Source organism: Calidifontibacter indicus (assembly GCF_003386865.1).
GTDB classification, from domain to species: domain Bacteria; phylum Actinomycetota; class Actinomycetes; order Actinomycetales; family Dermatophilaceae; genus Yimella; species Yimella indica.
Map to the genome: position 1 here is coordinate 3232869 of NZ_QTUA01000001.1, position 18594 is coordinate 3251462.

The window sequence follows — 18594 nt, forward strand, 5'->3', positions numbered from 1 at the left end:
CCGCCGCACCCGCGGGGCCGGTGCAGCATGCTGGACGCACGCAACTGCGACCGAGAAGTCGACGAGGAGAAACGATGATCCTGATCAACGTCCGCATGCCGATCCGCGAGGACAAGCTCACCGAGTGGAACGAACTGTCCGCCGCGTACGCCGACGCCGTGAACGCCGAGGAAGGTTGTCTCTTCTTCGAATTCGCGCGCAGCGAGCAAGACCCCAACACCTGGGTCTGCATCGAGGGTTATGTCGACCACGCTGCCGGCGAGGAGCACATGAAGCAGCAGCACGTGTCCGACTTCTTCGGCACGCTGCCCGACTTCGTCTCGGCGCGCCCGGAGATCATCTACACCGACGCCAAGGGCGTCGACGGCTTCGGGCCGATGGGCGAGGTCGAGCCGCGCGAGGGCTGACCGACCCGACCCACAGGCGAGCCCACCGGCCATATCCGGTGGGCTCACCTGCGTCCGCGCACTGTCAGCTGTAGTAACCGATCACGTCGATGATCACCTGTGTCGACCCGCCGCCACCGGCGCGCACGGAGACGATCCGGGAGTCGTTGACCGCCGAGACCGTCGTCACCGCGAAGGTCTGCCCCGAGGCGAACCAGTTGAGGTTGGAGTTGCCCGGCCAGGACGCCCCGCCGCGGAACAGCGCGAGATACCCGGACGCGGTTGTGCCCGTGATCGTGACGCTGACGGTCACCGCGGACGCACCGGCCGGCACCCCGGTCATCGCGATGTTGCGCTGGTTGCCGCCGGCCAGCGGACCGTCGCCGGACCGCGAGTCGTAGGCCCGCACGGGCGAGGCGAGCACGTGGAACTGGCCGGCGCTCGTCCGCCCGGCGAGCTTGCGCCACTGCCCCGGGGCGCCCGACACCACGCAGGCCCACAGGTCGCCGCTCGCATCCGCGACGATCTCACCGGCCGAGTGGGCGTCGCCGCGACCGCGGGGCGCGGTGCCGCCCGGGACGAACTGCAGGTTGGCGCGACCGCCGCTCGCCTTGACTCCAACCGCGCCTGCGGCGGCCGTGCCGAGCACACCGACGCCGGTGAAGTCGCTGTTGCCCCAAATGCCTGCGCCGGTGCCCTTGCCGTCACCACGGATGCCGTTGCCGTTGATGGTCGAGTTGCGGTTATCGGCCCAGAACAACGTCGGCTCCGACGTCAGCGGGTTCGTCGCGAAGATTCCCGACGTCGTGCCGTTGGCGAGGTAGGTCATGTTCGATGCGAACACGGCGCGACCCGCCAGCATCGCGTCGTTGGTGGCGGCCTTCGACGCGGGCGCCATCATCAAGCCGGCGCCCGCGCCGACACCAGTGACAGCCAGACCCCTCAGGATGTTCCGCCGGGTCGAACTGCCTTGCGTCTGTTGGGTTTCCGTTTCGGTCCGTGCAGTGTGCTGAGCCATGGCTCCACTCCCCCTGAGCGTGAGACGCGGACTGCTTCCGCATCCCGATTTCTCAGAGTCCCACCGCCGTGGGCCCGCGGTCCTCGGATTCGCCGAACCTGTGAGATCGCAGGGAGGCAACCGGGTCAGCGACCGTGCCGCTTGGGCAGCTTCGGCAGCTGTGTCGGCCGGCCGTGGAGCGCGGTGATCAGCGTGCCGAAATCCTTGTCCATCGCCGCGGTGCGACCGAACGAGGTCAGGTTCATCACCGGCTTCATCCGCGTTCGCGGTTCGTCGTGTTTCGACGATCGCCCCGTACGTGGTTCGCGGGCCGACGCGCATGCTGCGCACCGGTTCTTCATCCATAGTGGTGCGGTTCGCGAGCGTTGTGCAGAGGAAGGTTTCATCCTGGGAGGGATCCCTCCCACCCAGGCTTGCGCGGCTCGGCGATGATCGCTGCATGACGAACGTGAGCGGATCCCCTGCCGACTGGTACTTCGAGGACTTCGCCGAAGGTCAGGCCTTCCGCACCCTCAGCCGCACGATCACCGAGGCCGACATCGTCACCTTCGCCGGTTGGAGCTGGGACACCAACCCGGTGCACACCGACGCCGTCGACGCCGCCGGCGGACGGTTCGCAGCCCCCATCGCGCACGGCATGCTCGGCCTGTCGGTGGCGATGGGACTCGCCTCCCGCCTGGGCATCTTCGAGCGCTGTTCGATCGCGTTGCTCGGGGTCGACGACTGGCGGTTCGAGCAGCCCGTCCACATCGGCGACACCGTCACCTGCACCGTCACGATCCTGTCGGTGCGCGCCACCAACGACGGCCGCGCCGGCATCCTCGACCGGGAGTTCGTGCTCACCAACCAGCACGGCGCCGTCGTGCAGCGCGGACGGATCGGGCTGATGGTGTCGCGCCGTCCGGCCTGAGCACTGTGGCAAACGCTGGCTGCCGGGTTCCGATCGCACGCCCGCGTGACCTCGTCCGCCCACCCGGGCGCTACCAGCCTGGAACGATGAGCGACGCACTGGACGACGGCCCGTTCTTCCACTCGTCCGGACCGAACTCCGGGACGGGGCGATCGACCACTTCGTCCTCGTTGTTTCGGGCATAGATCACGGCGCGCATGTCATGCCTCCGGGGCTATCCGATGACTAGCGGGTTCGTTGGCAAAGCTACCCGCGCGCCGGCCGGGCGATCCAGGGATTGGCCGTACTACCGGACTACGAGTCGACCTGCCACGGATCGACCACTTCGACGCCGGTGTGCGCGAAGTCCTTCACGTTGCGCGTAGCGCAGGTTGCTCCGTGCGCCAGACAGATCGCAGCGATCTGCGCGGCGGCGGTACTGATGGGCGCTCCCGCGCTCTCCCGAGCCACGAGCACATCGGCGTAGCGGTCGGCCGCCACGTCGTCGAACGGCAGCACCGCACGACTCCCCCGGTACGGCTCGAGCGCTGATTCGAGTTGACTCGCCAGCGCTGTCCTGCGACGACCATGGGGCAACCTCCGCACGCCGGCGAGCAATTCAGCGAGCGTCACGGACGTGATCGCAACATCCCCTGCCAGCGACGCGAGCCAGCCCACGACGGGCGCTTCCGGCGAGGGCCGAAACAGCTCCGAAATGACGTTCGTGTCGAGGACGATCACCCGAAGTCCACCGACCGTGCGACATCGTCACGCGCTGGGACGGGCAGTTCTTCGACACCGCCGGCCTCAAGAGCGGCAGCCAGCAACGCCATCCCGATGTGCGGTCGTCGAGCCGCGCGCGTGAGGATGTCGCGCACCTCGGCCTCCATGGACCGTCCGTGCTCCTTCGCCTGCGCGGCGAGTTGCTGCTTCACTGCCTCGTCGAGACCGCGAACAATGATGGATGACATCGGCAACCACCTCCTCTGATATCAGTCATGATAGCGGTGCCGCAACGGCGTTGCCAGAGGCGAGGACGTGCACTGCGACAACGCCCCGGTCGCCTCAATGCGCAGTGACCGGGGCGAATGCTCGGACGTGCCAGCAGAGTCCAGCGTCAGACGGCGCGACTGAACGTCAGCCGAGGGACCCGGGGCGGCAACTATCACTCGAACGTCGTGCCGAGGTGTGCCGCGAGAGCATCTGCGATCTCGTCCGCAGTCCGCCCCGTCGTATCGAACTCCGCAACCTCATCCGACCACTCGGCATAGCCGGCGCGTCGGTGTTGCACGTCCGGCCAGGTCGGTTCGCCGACGTGGGCGAGACCACGATCCCTGCCGCTGAGCCGCTGCTCATGCTCGAGAGCATCGGAGATCGTGAGGTGCACGAACTCGAGGCGCGCGTTGGCGCGCGACGCCGCCCCCGCCAGGTCTGACGCGCTTCTTCGCTGTCGTTGACCGCATCGACCACGACGTCGCGGCCGAGCCGCAGGTTCTGCTCCGCCATCGCGCCGACCGCCTCGTAGGCGGCAACGCCCACCTGCCAGCCCGAAGGCAGGCCACAGGCGAGGATCGACTCCTCCACCGGATCGATGGACAGATGCACCGCCCCGTCACGGCTGGCCACAGCCGCCGCGATGCTGGACTTACCGACGCCGGGCAAGCCCGAGATCGCAATGAGCCGGGGCGTCACGCCGACTGCAGCGGTGCGATCGCCGCGACCTGATCGGCGACTCGCTCCTCCGCAACCTCCAAGTCATACCTGGTCTGCAGATTGAGCCAGAACTGCGGGTCCACCCCGAAGTAGCGCCCGAGGCGCAGCGCAATGTCCGCCGTGATGGCGCGCTTGCCGTGCACGATCTCGTTGATGCGCCGGGGTGGCACGCCGATCCCCACCGCCAGCTTGTTCTGCGTGATCCCGAAGCCCTTGATGAAGTCCTCCATGAGGACCTCACCCGGGTGGATCGGCGGGTAGAGCGTGCCGGACATCATCCCTCCTCAGTGGTAGTCGACGATCTCGACGTCTTCAGCGCCGACGTCCGTCCAGCGGAAGCAGATCCGCCACTGATCGTTGATGCGGAGGCTGTGTTGACCCGCCCGAAGGATCTGATCACCTGACCACCGCATAACGCAGCACGTCAATAGCGCTAGACGTTAAACCGGAACTCCACCACATCGCCGTCCTGCATGACGTAGTCCTTGCCCTCCATCCGGGCCTTGCCCTTGGCACGCGCCTCGGCCACCGACCCGGCCTCGACGAGATCGTCGAAGCTGATGACCTCGGCCTTGATGAAGCCCTTCTGGAAGTCGGTGTGGATGACACCGGCGGCCTGCGGGGCGGTCCAGCCCTTGCGGATGGTCCAGGCGCGGGTCTCCTTGGGGCCGGCGGTCAGGTAGGTCTGCAGGCCGAGCGTGTTGAAGCCCTTGTGCGCGAGCTGGTCGAGGCCGGGCTCGGTGATGCCGACCGACTCCAGCAGCTCGCGGGCCTCCTCCTCGTCGAGCTCGGCCACCTCCGACTCGAGCTGGGCGTTGAGGAAGATCGCGTCGGCCGGCGCGACGAGCGCGGACATCTCGGCCTGGAAGGCCTCGTCGGTGAGCTGGCTCTCGTCGACGTTGAACACGTAGATGAACGGCTTGGTGGTGAGCAGGCCGAGTTCGCGGACGGCGTCGAGGTCGACCTCGCCCGGGTGCTTGGAGATCGGGTCGCCCGACTCGAGGATCTTCTGGGCAGCGACGGCGGCGTCGAGCACCGACTTGTCGGTCTTCTTGCCCTTGACCTCCTTGTCGAGGCGGGGCACCGCCTTCTCCAGGGTCTGCAGGTCGGCCAGCACCAACTCGGTGTTGATGGTCTCCAGGTCGGACGCCGGCGACACCTTGCCGTCGACGTGGTGCACGTCGTCGTCGACGAACGCGCGCACCACCTGGCAGATCGCGTCGGCCTCGCGGATGTTGGCGAGGAACTTGTTGCCCAAGCCCTCACCTTCCGAGGCGCCCTTGACGATGCCGGCGATGTCGACGAACGACACGGTTGCGGGCAGGATCGCCTGCGACCCGAAGATGCCCGCGAGCACCTTCAGCCGCGGATCGGGCAGCGGGACCACCCCGACGTTGGGCTCGATCGTCGCGAACGGGTAGTTCGCTGCGAGCACGTTGTTCTTGGTCAGGGCGTTGAACATGGTGGACTTGCCGACGTTGGGCAGTCCGACGATTCCGATGGTGAGGGCCACGGGACAAGGAGTCTAACTACCCTTTGCGCCATGCTCGTCCACCTGCGGCTCACCGTGCCCCGCGAACTGGTCGATCCGGTGCTGGGTCTGCTGACCGAAAACCCGGTCGTCACCAACCTCGTACGGTTCCCGAACGCGTCCGTCGCACCGTCCGGAGACCTCATCGAGGCCGACGTCGCCCGCGAGGCGGCGAGTTCGCTGCTGGACGACCTGTCAGCCACCGGACTCGACGACGCCGGCGGGATCGTGCTGATGCCGCTCAGCGCCGCCCCGTTCAAACGGGCCTACGAGGTGGAGGAGGCTGCCGCGGGCGACCCCGACGACGCCGTCGTGTGGGACGTCATCAAGGCGCAGGCGGCGGCCTCGGTGCGTCCGACGATCACCTTCCACCTGTTCCTGTTGGTCGCGACGCTGATCGCCGGCATCGCCGTGCTGACCGACTCCTCGATCCTCGTCGTCGGCGCGATGGTGGTCGGCCCGGAGTTCTCGACGGTCGCCGCGATCTGCACCGGCATCGTGCTCGGCAAGCCGCGGCTGGTCGCCGGCGGGCTCAAGTTGCTCGTGTTCGGGTTCGCGGCGGTGATCACGGTGACCGCCCTGATCGCCACGGGTGGCGCGCTGCTGGATTGGTTCGACGCCGCCGACCTCACCCGGGCCCGTCCGCAGACCGGTTTCATCTACCGTCCGGACCGCTGGTCGCTGATGGTCGCGTTCCTTGCCGGCATCGCGGGAGTGCTCGCGCTGTCGTCGGACAAGGCGAATGCCCTTGTGGGAGTGTTCATCTCGGTGACGACGGTGCCCGCAGCGGCCAACCTCGCGCTCGGCCTGGCGTTGTGGGCCACCGACGAGATCAAGGGCTCGCTGGCTCAGCTCGGTGTCAACATCGTCGGCATGATCGTGGCCGGCACCCTCACCCTGTTGGTGCAGCGTTTCGCATGGGTGCACGTCGATCGTGCGTCGCAGCGATTGTTCCGGACGTCACGGTCGTCGACGTCGCCGCAGTAGGTGTCGCCGCGGTAGAGGCGGTCAGTGGTGCTCCTGCCAGCAGGCAATGACGTCGGCTGCGATCGAGTAGGCGAAATCGCGCCGACTCCGCTCGAATGGGCCGATCGGTGGGGTCATCCAAGTGCTGTCCACACGCAGCGTGAAGGCATCGCGCGCGAAGAGCACAACCCCCGAGTCCGCTTGTGCAGCAGGCAGACCGAACGCCGCCAGCCCGATGATCGGGCGCGCTCCGGCCAGTTGCGACCGTTGTGTCGCCAAGCTCTGTGCCGCAGCCGCCTGCGACCCGTGAGCGAGCACGACGAGCACCAACGGCCCGTCCGGGAGCCGGAAGGTGCACTCGAACCGCTTTCCGTCCCAACTGCTCGCCCCTTCAGGCTCGTGTCCGAGTCGGAGTTGGCGCTGCAAGCTCTCCCCGATCTCCGGACCGCACACCATCGAGGCCGCAGCCGGCACTGGGACGGACTGGTTGCCGACGACAGTGCTTTGCGAGCTGGTCGCGCTCTGCGCGCTCCGGGCGGACGGCGACATCCGGCTTTCGGGAGCAGGCTGCTCAGCCGTTGCGCAACCAGCGAGCACCGACAGCGTCGAGAGCACCGCCAGGATCTTCGACACGCGCATCATCGAGATTCTCCGTTCGGTCAGGCCCGATGGGCCGCGACGAGCCGCGCGTAAACGACGATGTTGTCTTCGTAGTGACCGACCGCCCGGTTGAACTTGCCCCCACAGGTGATCAATCGAAGACCTGCATGATCGAGGTTGCCGTAGACCTTGAGGGTCGGGAACTGAGCCTTGTGATACTGCTCGACGCCCTCGATCCGGAACACCGCCACCGTGCCGTCGACGCGGGTCACCGAGACGGTCTCGCCCGGCTTGAGTTGGCCGAGCCGGTAGAACACCGACGGGCCGGCCTTGGCCGAGTCGACGTGACCGACGATCACGGACGGTCCGACCTCCCCGGGCGTCGGCGAGCGGTCCAGCCACCCGGCCGGAGTCTGCAGATCGGCCGCCGGAATGGCCACCACTGCGTCGCGGTCCAGCCCGTAGGAGGTGAGCGTCTGCTTCTTCAGACCGATCGCCGGCACGTCGAGGCTCACCGGTCGAGAGCGGCCGAGCACCAGCCCGGTCGTCGGGGCCGGCTTCCCCGACGCCGTTGTCATTGGCGTGCCGGACCCCCTGTCGACCGCCGCCGGCAGTGCGGCGGCGGTCGAAGGTCGGCTCGGTGGTGCCGGTGTCCGCACAGCCTGCACCACGAGCAGCAATCCGACGAGCGCCATCAACACCGCGCCGACCACCAGGAGACCTCGTACCGACGATCGGACGTTGTCGATTCGCATGGCTCTGCCGCTCGCCGGATTGCAGCGCGGGTCAGGACTGCTTGCCGAACTGGCGACGGGTCGCCAGCAGTGCACCCGCCCCGAGCAGCAGCGCTCCGCCACCGGCGTAGTAGGCGCCGGTCGAGCCGTCCGCCGTGCTACCGCCGCCGGTCGGCACTCCACCGGACGGCATGTCGGTCATTTGCGACCGGGTGAGCTTGCCGCACAGTGCCGGCGACGTCGCTGCCAACGGCAAGGAAGGCACCAAGTCGCTCTTCGCCGCGCGCGCGGCCGCGGGAATCTTCGCGGGGTCGAGCCCGTGCACGACGATCACCGCGGTGCCGTTCTTCAACGCCTCCACCGATTTGCTGTCGAGCGTGATGGTGCGCTTGTAGGTGTATGCCGATCCGCTCGGGGCGAGCGTGACGTCCGTGCCGGCAGCCGGGCTGGTGTCACCCTTGGCCGACAAAGTGGTGACGATGCCGCCGTAATGCGGGGCTCCCTCCGTCGTGCTGACGACACCGTCGCCGTTGGTGTCTGCCGACATGTCGGGGCACATGCCCATCGCACCGCCGTGGATGTGCTGGACGTGCGGGTAGGGCGCATCCATGAAAGTCTGCGCGAGACCGTTCACTTCCTCGGTCACGGTGGCCTGGTTGCCGTTGAGGGTCAACCATCCCGCCGCACCGGATCCGTTGATCGGTGCGAGATCGGCTTGATAGGTCCAACCGCTGTCTGCGTGGGCTGCCGGCATCGCCGGCAATGTGGCAACGCCTGCCGCCAGCGCGGCGACAGGGACGACGAAATACTTCTTGGCGTTCGTCGCGGGCCTTCCTCGGATTCCGGACGGCGCGTTGCCGACCGTCGTACGCGGAGCCACATCTGCGCTGACCGACTGTCACCGTCGATGAGTTCCGATCCTTCACGGGTGGTTCGACACGAACGCTGCGACGGATTGGAACTCTTTCGGCGGGCCTTCGACCTCGACGGTGCGCAATCAGCTGTTCTGCAATTCCTTTCCCTTCCTCTCGGGCAACCCGAGCGCGGCCAGCATCGCCACCGCGAACGACACCGAGATGAGCACGAAGGTGGGCCCGGTGCCGTGGTTGTCGTGCACCCACGGCACGAGCAACGGTCCGATGATCGACGCGATCCGTCCGAACGCCGTCGCACTGCCGCTGCCGGTCGCGCGCAGCATCGTCGGGTAGACCTCGGGCGTGACCGCGTACAGCGCGCCCCACGCGCCGAGGTTGAAGAACGACAGGAGGCACCCGGTCAGCAGAATCGTCGACTCCGACGAGGCCTGCCCGAAGGCCATCGCGGCGACGGCCGATCCGAGCAGGAACGACGCGAGCGTGAAGCGCCGGCCGACCTTCTCGATCAGGACGGCGGCGACGGCGTAGCCGGGCAACTGGGCGAGGGTGATCCACAGCGTGAACTCGAATGATTTCGCCATCGGGAACCCTTGTGCGACCAGGAAGGTCGGGATCCACAAGAACGCGCCGTAGTAGGAGAAGTTCACCCCGAACCAGGTGAGCCACAGCGCCACCGTGCGCCCGGCGAAACGCTTCTCCCACAACGCCTTCGGTGACATCTTGGTCACCTTCTCGGGGTTTGGGGAGGGCACGGGTGCGATGCCGGCCGACTCTTCGAACCGGCGCACCGACTGCTCCGCCTCGTCGATCCGCCCGGCCCGCTCGAGGAAGCGCACCGATTCGGGCAGTCCGCGGCGCACGTACATCGCGTACAGCGCCGGGACGACGCCCAACAGCAGCGCCCAGCGCCAGCCGTTGTCCTTCGGCACGATGTAGTAGCCGATGAGCGCCGCGAGCACCCACCCGACGGCCCAGAACGATTCCAGCAGCACCACCATGCGGCCACGGATGCGCGCGGGCGCGTACTCGCTGACCAGCGTGGACGCCACCGGCAGTTCGGCGCCGAGGCCGAGACCGATGACGAACCGGAACGCCAGCAGCACCCAGAAACCGGGCGACAGGGCCGAGAACCCGGTGGCCAGGCCGTAGACCAGCAGCGTGAGCGCGAAGACGTTGCGACGGCCGATGCGGTCGGCGAGGTAACCGCCGAGCGAGGCCCCGACCGCCATGCCGATGAAACCGACGGACGCCAGCCAGGAAACCTGGCCGGTCGACAGTCCCCATTCCTTCTTGATGGCGACCATCAGGAAGGAGATGAGCCCGACGTCCATCGCATCGAGTGCCCACCCGATGCCCGATCCGCCGAGCAACCGACCGTGCAACCGGGTGAAGGGCAGCCGGTCGAGGCGCTGGCTGCGGGTGAGCTGCGCGGGTTCGGTGACCGAGGGCTCGGCGACGCTCGACATGGATCCTCGATCCTCCTGGGGGTTTTGCTCGAACTGGGTACTCGCTCGAACGCAGCGAAACCTACCGCGTCCGGGCGCCTCGCGGCGCGTTGTCGCCGCCGGTTATCGCGCGGTTGTAGCCTGCTTGTCACCCGGTTGTCGGTGCCGGATGCCAAGGTGACGACATGCTTCCGGTACTCACCTTCGCCCTGGGTCTCCTGCTCGGCGCCGCCGTGCTCTGGCTGGTGCTGCGTCCGCGTCAGGAGTTGCGGCTCGCGAGCGCCGACACCGAGCGGCAGTTGCTGCGCGAGCGCGTCGTCGACCTCGAGACGGCCCTCGGCGAAGACCAGCAGACCGCCCAGGCGCTGGCTCCGTTGTCGTCGACGCTCGCCCGCGTCGAGCGTCAGGTCGAGGCACTCGAGCGCGATCGCAGCCGGCAGTACGGCGCGCTGGGGGCCCAGCTGCGCACCGTCGCCGAGACGACCGGTGCGCTCCACCAACAGACCGCGGTGCTCAGCGGTGCGCTGAAGTCGTCGAACACCTCGGGGGCGTGGGGCGAGATGCAGTTGCGCCGGGTGCTCGAGCACGCCGGGCTCTTGCCCAAGTGCGACTTCGACGAGCAGGTGCGCTCGACCAGCCGCCACGGCAAACAGATTCGGCCCGACGCCGTCGTGCACCTGCCCGGCGGCAAGGTGCTGGTGATCGACTCGAAGGCGCCGATCCAGCACTTCCTCGCCGCGCAGGTCGAAGACACCCCCGACGCCGAACGTGACCGGCTGCTGCGCGCCCACAGCGCGGCACTGACCGGTCACGTCGAGGCGCTGTCGGCGAAGGACTACTGGAGCGGTTTCGACTCCACCCCCGAGGCGGTGCTGTGCTTCGTGCCCTCGGAGGCGATCCTCGCGACGGCCGTGCGCACCGACCCCGACCTGCTCGACCGAGCGATGGCCAAACGCGTGCTGCTGGTCTCCCCCGCCACCCTGCTCAGCGCACTGCAAACCACGGCCTTGGTGTGGCGGCAGGACGCGCTGGAACGCAACGCCCAGGAACTGCTGACGATCGGGCGCGAGCTCTACGAGCGACTCGGCACCCTCGGCAAGCACACCCATCGCGTCGGCGAGACGCTGCGCCGCTCGGTCGAGGCCTACAACGCGATGGTCGGCACCCTCGAGGCGCGCGTGCTGGTCTCGGCCCGCCGGATGGAAGACCTCGGCCTGGCATCGGAAGCCGTGCCGCAGGTGCAACCCGTCGAGCAGGCGCCGCGCCCGCTGACCGCGGCCGAACTCATCGACGCCCTCGACGACGACGTCGCCCGACCGCAACTCGACCTCGGGCCGGCCGGCGGCGGGTCCGACGGCGGGTCCGAGGGTGCGAGCCGCGAGCGTGCGGGATGATCCTGCGGTGAGCACGAGCGACGACCGCACCCGCCAACTGCTGGTCTATCTGGCGGCGGCGCTCATCGCCGGCGGTGCGTCGTCGCACGAGGTCGAGGCGAGCATCCGTGCCATCGGCACCCGGCTGGGTCAGCCCGGCGTCCAACTGCACGCCCAGCCGGTGGGTGTCACCCTGTCGCTCGGGTTCGGCACCCCCTCGACCTACGAGTCGGTGGAAGGGCCGCTGCGGCTCGATCAGTCGGCGGCCGTCGCGGACATCCAACAGGGGTTGTTGGCCGGCACGATGCACCCCGACGACGCGCTCATCCGCTTGCGCGGACTACGCGCCCAACCCCACCGTTTCCCGATCGGCGGCATGTACCTCGGTGCGCTCTGCGTCGGCATCGGGCTCGCCCTCATCCTCCAACCGTCGTGGAGTGCCGTGGCCTTCGGTGCCCTCACCGCGCCGTTCGTCGCGATGCTGATGCGGCTCGCCGCACGCGGGCTGCTCCCCGCCGCGCTACTGCCGTGCCTGGCCGCGTTCGGGGTGTCGCTGGCGGCCTTCTGGGCCCACCGGCACGGCTACGTGACCAGCCCGCTGCGCACCCTGCTGCCACCGGTCGCGGTGCTGCTTCCGGGCGCCACGATCGTCACTGGTCTCTCCGAGTTGGTGAACGGTGCGGCGGTCAGCGGATCGGCCCGATTGGCCTCGGGTGCAACCCAGTTGGTGATGTTCGCGGTCGGCATCATAGGCGCGGCCGCATTGCTCGGTGTCGGCGGCGACGCGCTGCAGAACACCCGCGTCGACGACCTCGGCTGGTGGAGTCCGGCGGTCGGCCTGGTGCTCGTGACCGCGGGCATCTGCCTGCAGGAATCGGTGCCGCGCGCCTTGGCGCCGTGGATCTTCGCGGTGCTGGCCGTCACGATGACCGCCCAGTTGGTCGTGCAGGCCTGGACCGACGCCGCCTGGCCCGGCGCGTTCGCGGGGGCGGCCGTCGCCAGCGTCACCGCCTGGTCGGTCGCCGTGCTGCGCCGCGGCGTGCCGCGCATGGTGCTGTTCCTGCCCAGCTTCTGGCTGCTCGTGCCGGGATCGGTCGGCCTCGTCTCGGTCGCCCAACTCGGCCTCGAACCAGCGCTCTCCGCCCCGACGGCCACCCTCGCCGCCGGGGTGATCCTCGCCATCGCACTCGGGCTCGTCGTCGGCACCACGCTGGCCCGCGTCGTCCGCACGATCGCCCTGCGTCTGCGCCGACCCATGCCAACAGCAGAATCCGCGTGAGTTTGTGGCCTTCGCCGCGTGAACGAAGGCCACAAACTCACGCGGATTCTGGTGGGAGCGATGCGCGTGCCGGGCGGCTCAGTCGAGAGGGAGCCGAGAGGTGATCAGTGCAGCGAACCGGCGTCGTGACGCACCTTGTCGGCGTTCGCACCGTTCTTCGCCTTGAGGTCGCGGCGCAGCTCGTTCGGCAGCGCGAACAGCAGGCTCTCCTCGGCCGCGACGATCGGCACGACGTCGTCGAAGCCGCGTTCGGCGAGGAACTCCAGCACGTCGCGCACGAGGATCTCGGGCACCGATGCCCCTGAGGTGACCCCGACGGTGGTGACACCGGTGAGCCAGGCTTCGTCGATCTCGTCGGCGTAGTCGACCAGGTGGCCGTCGCGGGCACCGTGCTCGAGGGCGACCTCGACCAGACGCACCGAGTTGGAGGAGTTGCGGCTGCCGACCACGATCATCAGGTCGGTCTCGTGTGCCATCTGCTTCACCGCGAGCTGACGGTTCTGCGTGGCGTAACAGATGTCGTCGGACGGCGGATCCTGCAGCTTGGGGAACTTCTCCCGCAGCCGGCGCACGGTCTCCATCGTCTCGTCGACCGACAGCGTCGTCTGCGACAACCAGACGACCTTCTCCGGGTCGCGCACCTCGACCTCGTCGACGTGGTCGGGGCTCTGCACGAGGGTGATGTGCTCGGGCGCCTCGCCGGAGGTGCCGACGACCTCCTCGTGCCCCTCGTGGCCGATGAGCAGGATGTCGTAGTCGTCGGACGCGAACCGCTTGGCCTCGCGGTGCACCTTGGTGACCAGCGGGCACGTCGCGTCGATCGTCTTGAGCGACAAGGCTTTTGCCTCCTCGTGCACGATCGGCGCAACACCGTGTGCGGAGAAGATGACGGTGGCGCCGTGGGGCACTTCCTGGGTTTCGTCGACGAAGATCGCGCCGCGCTTCTCCAGGGTGGTGACCACGTGCTTGTTGTGCACGATCTCCTTGCGCACGTAGACCGGCGGGCCGTAGAGGTCGAGCGCCTTTTCGACGGTGACCACCGCCCGATCGACTCCGGCGCAGTATCCGCGCGGAGCCGCGAGCAGCACCCGCTTGCTCGCGGTGCTGCGGTCGGTGCCGGGCAGGGACTCGGTCGTCGAACTCATGTGCTCCATCGTAGGTGAGTGCGCGAGCAGCCCGAATTCCTGCACCGTACGACACCACCGTCTCGACATCCGAGATTCTGCGGAGGGAAGGCAACCGATCCGGCGGGCATCGCCGTCTGTTGTTGCGACGCGGTGCACGGGGGCATCGCGGTTACGGGGTGATGGAAGGGTCCCGCGGGCGCCACTCAGGGGAGGGCGTCGGCGGGACCTTCCGCATGTCGGGCGCACTTCGCCGCCGAGCCGTCGCCGCCGGCACCTATCCTCGGCCGGGTGAGCACCCCCGCAACCCCCGGACGCCTGCCCGACAAGGCCGCCGACACCACCGCCGAACAGCCCTGGCCGTTGCGGCTGCTCAGCATGAAGATCGGCGACTACGTCGACCGGATGTCGCCGGTCTGGGTCGAGGGACAGTTGGTGCAGGTGAACCGCCGTCCGGGGTCGCCGACCGTCTTCCTCACGCTGCGCGACATCGACGCCGAGATCTCGATGTCGGTGACCACCCACGTCAACACGCTCAACGCGATGGGTCCCGCCGTCCAGCCGGGTGCACGGGTGGTGATGCAGGCCAAGCCGACCTTCTGGGCCAAGCAGGGCACGCTGCAACTCGACGCGCGTCAGATCCGCGCGGTCGGCATCGGCGAACTGCTCGCCCGGGTCGAACGTCTGAAGCACCTGCTGCGCAGCGAAGGTGTGTTCGACGCGTCGCGCAAACGCCCGATTCCGTTCGTGCCCAACCGCATCGGGCTCATCTGCGGACGCAACAGCGCCGCCGAGCGCGACGTCGTCGAGAACGTGCGACGCCGGTGGCCGAAGGCAGTTTTCGAGATCCGTCAGGTGGCGGTGCAGGGTGTTTCGACCGTCGACGAGGTCAGCGGGGCGCTCGGTGAACTCGACGCCGACCCCGCGATCGACGTCATCGTCATCGCCCGCGGCGGCGGGTCGTTCGAGGATCTGCTGCCGTTCTCCAACGAGACCCTCGTGCGTGCCGTCTCGACCGCGCGCACCCCGGTGGTCAGTGCGATCGGGCACGACGTCGACAGTCCGCTGCTCGACTTCGTCGCCGATGTGCGCGCTTCCACCCCCACCGACGCGGCCAAGCTGATCGTGCCCGACCTCGGCGAGCAACTGACGCTGGTGGCACGGCTGCGCGACACCGGCGCGCGTGCCCTCACCCGTCGGATCGCCCACGAACGCCAACGCATCGACCTGCTGCGCAGCCGTCCGGTGTTGGCCCACCCGCAGACGATGGTCGCGAGTCGGCGCGAGGAGGTGCAGCGGTTGCAGGAGCGCGCCCGGGTGCGCCTCGCACACCGGCTCGAACGCTCCCACGACGGCATCACCCACCTGCAGGGTCAGCTGCGGGCGCTCTCGCCCCAGCAGACGCTGGAACGTGGATACGCCGTCGTCCGGCAGGTCGACGGCACGGTGGTGACCGACGTGGCCGAGGTGTCGACGGACGACCTGCTGCGGGTGACCGTGGCCAGGGGCGACTTCGCGGTGCGCCCGGTGGCCTCGTCGTAGGCTGGCCCGCATGCCCGACGACAACTCCCCCGACGTCTCCTCCGACGTCCCGGCCGGCGACGACGCGGTGACCACCGAGACCACTGGGGCCGCGAGCAGTTCCAAGAAGAGCGGGGACGACCGCAATGCCGATGTCGCGCAACTCGGTTACGAGGACGCCCGCGACGAACTCGCCCGCATCGTGGCGCAGTTGGAGGCCGGCTCGGTGCCGTTGGAGGAGTCGATGCGGCTGTGGGAGCGCGGCGAGGCGCTGGCCGCGCACTGCCACAAGTGGCTGGACGACGCGCAGGGCCGGGTGGAGCAACTCACCGGCGACAAAGCCGACCACTAGCAACCGCTGCACTCACCGACCATCAGCCCCTCCCACCGCCCAATCTCCCTGAACACGCTGCGTTCGCGGGGGGGCGGGTTCGGAAGTGCAGCGTCTGCGGGTGGGGCGGGGCCTAGGAGGTCGCGGCGGGCTTGAGCAGGCTCGCGAACTGCTGCAGTTCGCTCCAGTCGGCGCGGCCGGTGACGATCGTGGCCAGCCCGTTCAGCGGCTCGGAGCGCACCAGCGACGACTGGTCGTTGCTGTTGCGATACACCTTGGTCCACTTCACGCCGGCCACCTCGACGGTGCCCTCGGGCTTGCCGTAGTTGGTCTGGTGGTCGGTCCACAACTGGTTCGGCTTGTCGGTCTGCTGCACCGCGATGTACTTGCTGTCGGGCAGGTCGTAGCCGGCCTGCCAGGTCGCAGGCTGGTTCTGGAAGGTCACCAGGCGCACGTTCGCCGGGATCCATCCCTTCGGGGCCGGCTGCGGATAGGTGACCGTCCACTTCTGCGCAATCGCGGTCTCCCGGGCGATACCGGCGACGTCGACGCCCGGCCGGTCGACCTTGTTGACCCGCGGCACCAGCGCCGTCCACCCGAGCACCGCGAGCACCACCAGCACCATCGAGATGATCATGCTCTTGGCGGTGCCGGACATGCCGCGCCGCTTCGGCGGCGGCGACTGGACGGATTCGGTGGTGGTCTGCGGGGCGGTCACGCCCACCATCGTCCCTCATCCACCCCACGGACGCGGAATCGCACCGATAGAGTCGGGAAGTGCCAGCGCCCGATCGAAGGAGATCCATGTCCGAGCAGCCGTCGTTCACGATCAAGCCCGACCGCAACCTTGCCCTCGAGCTGGTTCGCGTCACCGAGGCGGCCGCCATGGCCGGAGCCCGGTACGTCGGCCGCGGGGACAAGAACACCGCCGACGGTGCAGCCGTCGCCGCGATGCGCGAACTCATCGCCACCGTCTCGATGAACGGTGTCGTCGTCATCGGTGAGGGCGAGAAGGACAACGCCCCGATGTTGTTCAACGGCGAGCGCGTGGGCGACGGCACCGGTCCCGAGGTCGACGTCGCGGTCGACCCGATCGACGGCACCACGCTCACCGCGAAGGGCATGAACAACGCCGTGGCGGTGATGGCCGTGAGCGAGCGCGGCTCGATGTACGACCCGAGCGCGGTCTTCTACATGGACAAGCTGGCCGCCGGCCCCGAGGCCGCCGATGTCGTCGACATCCGCCTGCCGGTTGCCGAGAACATCCGCCGGGTGGCCAAGGCCAAGGGCATGAACCGCTCCGACGTCACGGTCGTGATGCTCGATCGTCCGCGCCACGAGGAGCTCGGTCAGCAGGTGCGCGACGCCGGCGCCCGCATCCGGTACATCAGCGACGGCGACGTCGCGGGTTCGATCATGGCGGCTCGCGCGGGCACCGGCATCGACCTGCTGCTCGGCGTCGGCGGCACCCCCGAGGGCATCATCACCGCGTGCGCGATGAAGTGCATGGACGGCGTGATCCAGGGACGTCTGTGGCCGCGCGACGACGACGAGAAGCAGAAGGCGATCGACGCCGGCCACGACATCGACGCGGTGCTGTCGACCGACGACCTGGTGAAGGGCGACAACTGCTTCTTCGTGGCCACCGGCATCACCGACGGTGAACTGCTCCAGGGCGTGCGCTACCACCACGGCGGCGCACACACCCAGTCGCTGGTGATGCGCAGCAAGAGCGGCACGATCCGGGTCATCGACGCCGAGCACCGGCCGTCCAAGCTCGACGACTACCGCTGAGTGCAGGGTCGGCAAAACGGTGAGCATCCGATGATCGACGCGACCGACGCAACCGACGCAACCGACCAGGGCCTCGTCGTCGTCGGCGAGGCACTGGTCGACGTCGTCCGGTCGGTCGGCGGAGACGTCGCCGAGCACGTCGGCGGATCGCCCCTGAACGTCGCGGTGGGCCTGGCCCGGCTCGGGCACCCGACCACGCTAGCGGCGTGGTTCGGCACCGACGAGCGCGGCGCAGCGATCCGCGACCACCTCGACCGCGACCACGTCGCCCTGCTCGCGGGCAGCGATGGTGCACCGCGGACGGCGACCGCCGAGGCGACGCTGGACGACACCGGCGCCGCGACGTACCGCTTCGACATCGACTGGCAACTCCCCCACGCCGTGCCAACGACCGGCCACCTGCACACCGGGTCGATCGCGGCGGTGCTCCAACCCGGCGCGTCGGCCGTGCGTGAGGCCTGCTTCGCGCAGCGTGCGCACGGCACGATCTCCTACGACCCCAACTGCCGTCCGCAGCTGATGGGCGACCCGGCGCAGGTGCGCTCCGACATCGAGCAGCTCGTCGGGCTGGCCGATGTGGTCAAGGCGAGCGACGAGGACGTGCACTGGCTGTACGGCGACGAGGCGCCGCTGGAGGAGGTCGCTCGGCTATGGGCCAAGCTCGGACCGTCGCTGGTCGTCGTGACCCGCGGCGGTGCCGGCGCACTCGCCCACCTGCCTGCCGGCGGGGTGGGCAACGACGTGAAGACCGTTGCCGGACAACCCGTTTCGGTGGTCGACACCGTCGGGGCGGGCGACTCGTTCATGGCCGGTCTACTCAGCGGGCTGCTCGACGCAGGGCTGCTCGGTGGCCTCGCCCAACGCGACGACTTCCGCCGCGCGGGCTGGGAGCAGGTGCAGCCGGCGCTCGACCGGGCCGCCGCAGCGGCGTCGATCACGGTCAGCCGGGCCGGGGCCAACCCGCCGACCCGCGCCGAACTCGAAGCCTGACGCGAGCAGCCTCACGCGCCCGGCC

At 68.9% G+C, this 18594-nt stretch carries 21 protein-coding genes and 1 pseudogene; 9 read left to right on the forward strand and 13 right to left on the reverse strand.

Translation table 11 applies throughout. The features are described from left to right. Positions 1–74 precede the first annotated feature (74 nt). Complete coding sequence (locus tag DFJ65_RS15320) at positions 75–407, forward strand: putative quinol monooxygenase (protein WP_115923768.1); 333 nt, start codon at positions 75–77, stop codon at positions 405–407. A gap of 64 nt (positions 408–471) precedes the next feature. On the opposite strand, the gene DFJ65_RS15325 is transcribed toward DFJ65_RS15320, so the two are convergent. Then, a complete protein-coding gene (locus DFJ65_RS15325) occupies positions 472–1404 on the reverse strand; it encodes a hypothetical protein (RefSeq protein ID WP_147301419.1) in 933 nt (310 codons plus the stop codon). Between the two features lie 439 nt (positions 1405–1843). Here DFJ65_RS15325 and DFJ65_RS15330 point away from each other — a divergent pair, with 439 nt between their 5' ends. Continuing rightward, on the forward strand, positions 1844–2314 hold the full coding sequence (locus DFJ65_RS15330) for a MaoC/PaaZ C-terminal domain-containing protein (RefSeq protein WP_115923770.1): 471 nt from the start codon (positions 1844–1846) through the stop codon (positions 2312–2314). A 294-nt stretch (positions 2315–2608) separates the two neighbouring features. Here the strand turns inward: DFJ65_RS15330 and DFJ65_RS15335 are convergent, their stop codons facing one another. From DFJ65_RS15335 to ychF, 6 genes and pseudogenes are all read right to left on the reverse strand, one after another. After that, positions 2609–3034 carry a type II toxin-antitoxin system VapC family toxin gene (locus DFJ65_RS15335; protein ID WP_115923771.1) on the reverse strand — a complete coding sequence of 142 codons (426 nt, stop codon included), beginning with the start codon at positions 3032–3034 and terminating at the stop codon, positions 2609–2611. Next, positions 3031–3264, reverse strand: coding sequence for a FitA-like ribbon-helix-helix domain-containing protein (locus tag DFJ65_RS15340; protein ID WP_115923772.1), 234 nt, complete (start codon positions 3262–3264; stop codon positions 3031–3033). The genes DFJ65_RS15335 and DFJ65_RS15340 overlap by 4 nt, the downstream gene beginning before the upstream one ends. A 166-nt stretch (positions 3265–3430) precedes the next feature. Further along, entirely contained in the window at positions 3431–3985 is a 555-nt protein-coding gene (locus DFJ65_RS18515) for a P-loop nucleotide/nucleoside kinase family protein (RefSeq protein WP_115923773.1), read from the reverse strand. After that, positions 3982–4281, reverse strand: coding sequence for a HigA family addiction module antitoxin (locus tag DFJ65_RS15350; RefSeq protein WP_115924379.1), 300 nt, complete (start codon positions 4279–4281; stop codon positions 3982–3984). Before DFJ65_RS15350 ends, DFJ65_RS18515 begins: the two co-directional genes overlap by 4 nt. Positions 4282–4290: 9 nt before the next feature. After that, positions 4291–4392 (reverse strand): annotated as a pseudogene (locus DFJ65_RS18365) (type II toxin-antitoxin system RelE/ParE family toxin); the annotation flags it as partial. A gap of 47 nt (positions 4393–4439) precedes the next feature. Then, positions 4440–5519: a redox-regulated ATPase YchF gene (ychF, locus tag DFJ65_RS15360; RefSeq protein ID WP_115923775.1), complete on the reverse strand. Its 1080-nt coding sequence runs from the start codon at positions 5517–5519 to the stop codon at positions 4440–4442. Positions 5520–5549: 30 nt separating this feature from the next. Here ychF and DFJ65_RS15365 point away from each other — a divergent pair, with 30 nt between their 5' ends. Continuing rightward, complete coding sequence (locus DFJ65_RS15365) at positions 5550–6524, forward strand: DUF389 domain-containing protein (protein ID WP_115923776.1); 975 nt, start codon at positions 5550–5552, stop codon at positions 6522–6524. Positions 6525–6545: 21 nt separating this feature from the next. Here DFJ65_RS15365 and DFJ65_RS17225 read toward each other — a convergent pair whose 3' ends face one another. The 4 genes from DFJ65_RS17225 to DFJ65_RS15385 all read right to left on the reverse strand — a co-directional run bounded on the left by DFJ65_RS17225 (position 6546) and on the right by DFJ65_RS15385 (position 10178). After that, positions 6546–6833, reverse strand: coding sequence for a hypothetical protein (locus DFJ65_RS17225; RefSeq protein WP_170144121.1), 288 nt, complete (start codon positions 6831–6833; stop codon positions 6546–6548). A gap of 329 nt (positions 6834–7162) precedes the next feature. Then, positions 7163–7681: a class F sortase gene (locus tag DFJ65_RS15375; protein WP_211308463.1), complete on the reverse strand. Its 519-nt coding sequence runs from the start codon at positions 7679–7681 to the stop codon at positions 7163–7165. 208 nt (positions 7682–7889) lie between these two features. Continuing rightward, positions 7890–8591: a hypothetical protein gene (locus DFJ65_RS15380; protein WP_245950320.1), complete on the reverse strand. Its 702-nt coding sequence runs from the start codon at positions 8589–8591 to the stop codon at positions 7890–7892. A gap of 243 nt (positions 8592–8834) precedes the next feature. Next, complete coding sequence (locus tag DFJ65_RS15385) at positions 8835–10178, reverse strand: MFS transporter (protein ID WP_115923779.1); 1344 nt, start codon at positions 10176–10178, stop codon at positions 8835–8837. 164 nt (positions 10179–10342) lie between these two features. Here DFJ65_RS15385 and DFJ65_RS15390 point away from each other — a divergent pair, with 164 nt between their 5' ends. Then, complete coding sequence (locus DFJ65_RS15390) at positions 10343–11551, forward strand: DNA recombination protein RmuC (protein WP_115923780.1); 1209 nt, start codon at positions 10343–10345, stop codon at positions 11549–11551. A gap of 7 nt (positions 11552–11558) precedes the next feature. Then, positions 11559–12809, forward strand: coding sequence for a threonine/serine exporter family protein (locus DFJ65_RS15395; protein ID WP_115924383.1), 1251 nt, complete (start codon positions 11559–11561; stop codon positions 12807–12809). A gap of 104 nt (positions 12810–12913) precedes the next feature. Here DFJ65_RS15395 and DFJ65_RS15400 read toward each other — a convergent pair whose 3' ends face one another. Then, complete coding sequence (locus tag DFJ65_RS15400; protein ID WP_115923781.1) at positions 12914–13954, reverse strand: 4-hydroxy-3-methylbut-2-enyl diphosphate reductase; 1041 nt, start codon at positions 13952–13954, stop codon at positions 12914–12916. 270 nt (positions 13955–14224) lie between these two features. Between DFJ65_RS15400 and xseA the strand changes: the two genes are divergently transcribed. Both xseA and DFJ65_RS15410 read left to right on the forward strand, forming a co-directional pair. Further along, positions 14225–15475, forward strand: coding sequence for an exodeoxyribonuclease VII large subunit (xseA, locus tag DFJ65_RS15405; RefSeq protein ID WP_115923782.1), 1251 nt, complete (start codon positions 14225–14227; stop codon positions 15473–15475). 10 nt (positions 15476–15485) lie between these two features. After that, positions 15486–15806, forward strand: a complete 321-nt coding sequence (locus DFJ65_RS15410) for an exodeoxyribonuclease VII small subunit (protein WP_115923783.1) — start codon at positions 15486–15488, stop codon at positions 15804–15806. 112 nt (positions 15807–15918) lie between these two features. Here the strand turns inward: DFJ65_RS15410 and DFJ65_RS15415 are convergent, their stop codons facing one another. Then, positions 15919–16503 (reverse strand): DUF4245 domain-containing protein, encoded by a 585-nt coding sequence (locus DFJ65_RS15415; RefSeq protein WP_170144122.1) that lies wholly within the window; start codon positions 16501–16503, stop codon positions 15919–15921. Between the two features lie 86 nt (positions 16504–16589). Here DFJ65_RS15415 and glpX point away from each other — a divergent pair, with 86 nt between their 5' ends. Further along, positions 16590–17579 (forward strand): class II fructose-bisphosphatase, encoded by a 990-nt coding sequence (gene glpX / locus DFJ65_RS15420; protein WP_115923785.1) that lies wholly within the window; start codon positions 16590–16592, stop codon positions 17577–17579. A gap of 30 nt (positions 17580–17609) precedes the next feature. Further along, complete coding sequence (locus tag DFJ65_RS15425) at positions 17610–18569, forward strand: carbohydrate kinase family protein (RefSeq protein ID WP_115924385.1); 960 nt, start codon at positions 17610–17612, stop codon at positions 18567–18569. Positions 18570–18594 lie beyond the last annotated feature (25 nt).

Excerpts from the sequence above, each read along its gene's own strand:
- DFJ65_RS15400 (WP_115923781.1), bottom strand. The coding sequence starts at position 13,954 with ATGAGTTCGACGACCGAGTCCCTGCCCGGCACCGACCGCAGCACCGCG.
- DFJ65_RS15375 (WP_211308463.1), bottom strand. The coding sequence starts at position 7,681 with ATGACAACGGCGTCGGGGAAGCCGGCCCCGACGACCGGGCTGGTGCTC.
- DFJ65_RS15340 (WP_115923772.1), bottom strand. The coding sequence starts at position 3,264 with ATGTCATCCATCATTGTTCGCGGTCTCGACGAGGCAGTGAAGCAGCAA.
- DFJ65_RS15425 (WP_115924385.1), top strand. The coding sequence starts at position 17,610 with ATGATCGACGCGACCGACGCAACCGACGCAACCGACCAGGGCCTCGTC.
- DFJ65_RS15380 (WP_245950320.1), bottom strand. The coding sequence starts at position 8,591 with ATGCCGGCAGCCCACGCAGACAGCGGTTGGACCTATCAAGCCGATCTC.
- DFJ65_RS15385 (WP_115923779.1), bottom strand. The coding sequence starts at position 10,178 with ATGTCGAGCGTCGCCGAGCCCTCGGTCACCGAACCCGCGCAGCTCACC.
- DFJ65_RS15325 (WP_147301419.1), bottom strand. The coding sequence starts at position 1,404 with ATGGCTCAGCACACTGCACGGACCGAAACGGAAACCCAACAGACGCAA.
- glpX (WP_115923785.1), top strand. The coding sequence starts at position 16,590 with ATGTCCGAGCAGCCGTCGTTCACGATCAAGCCCGACCGCAACCTTGCC.
- DFJ65_RS15320 (WP_115923768.1), top strand. The coding sequence starts at position 75 with ATGATCCTGATCAACGTCCGCATGCCGATCCGCGAGGACAAGCTCACC.
- DFJ65_RS15350 (WP_115924379.1), bottom strand. The coding sequence starts at position 4,281 with ATGTCCGGCACGCTCTACCCGCCGATCCACCCGGGTGAGGTCCTCATG.
- DFJ65_RS15390 (WP_115923780.1), top strand. The coding sequence starts at position 10,343 with ATGCTTCCGGTACTCACCTTCGCCCTGGGTCTCCTGCTCGGCGCCGCC.
- DFJ65_RS15330 (WP_115923770.1), top strand. The coding sequence starts at position 1,844 with ATGACGAACGTGAGCGGATCCCCTGCCGACTGGTACTTCGAGGACTTC.
- DFJ65_RS15410 (WP_115923783.1), top strand. The coding sequence starts at position 15,486 with ATGCCCGACGACAACTCCCCCGACGTCTCCTCCGACGTCCCGGCCGGC.
- DFJ65_RS15365 (WP_115923776.1), top strand. The coding sequence starts at position 5,550 with ATGCTCGTCCACCTGCGGCTCACCGTGCCCCGCGAACTGGTCGATCCG.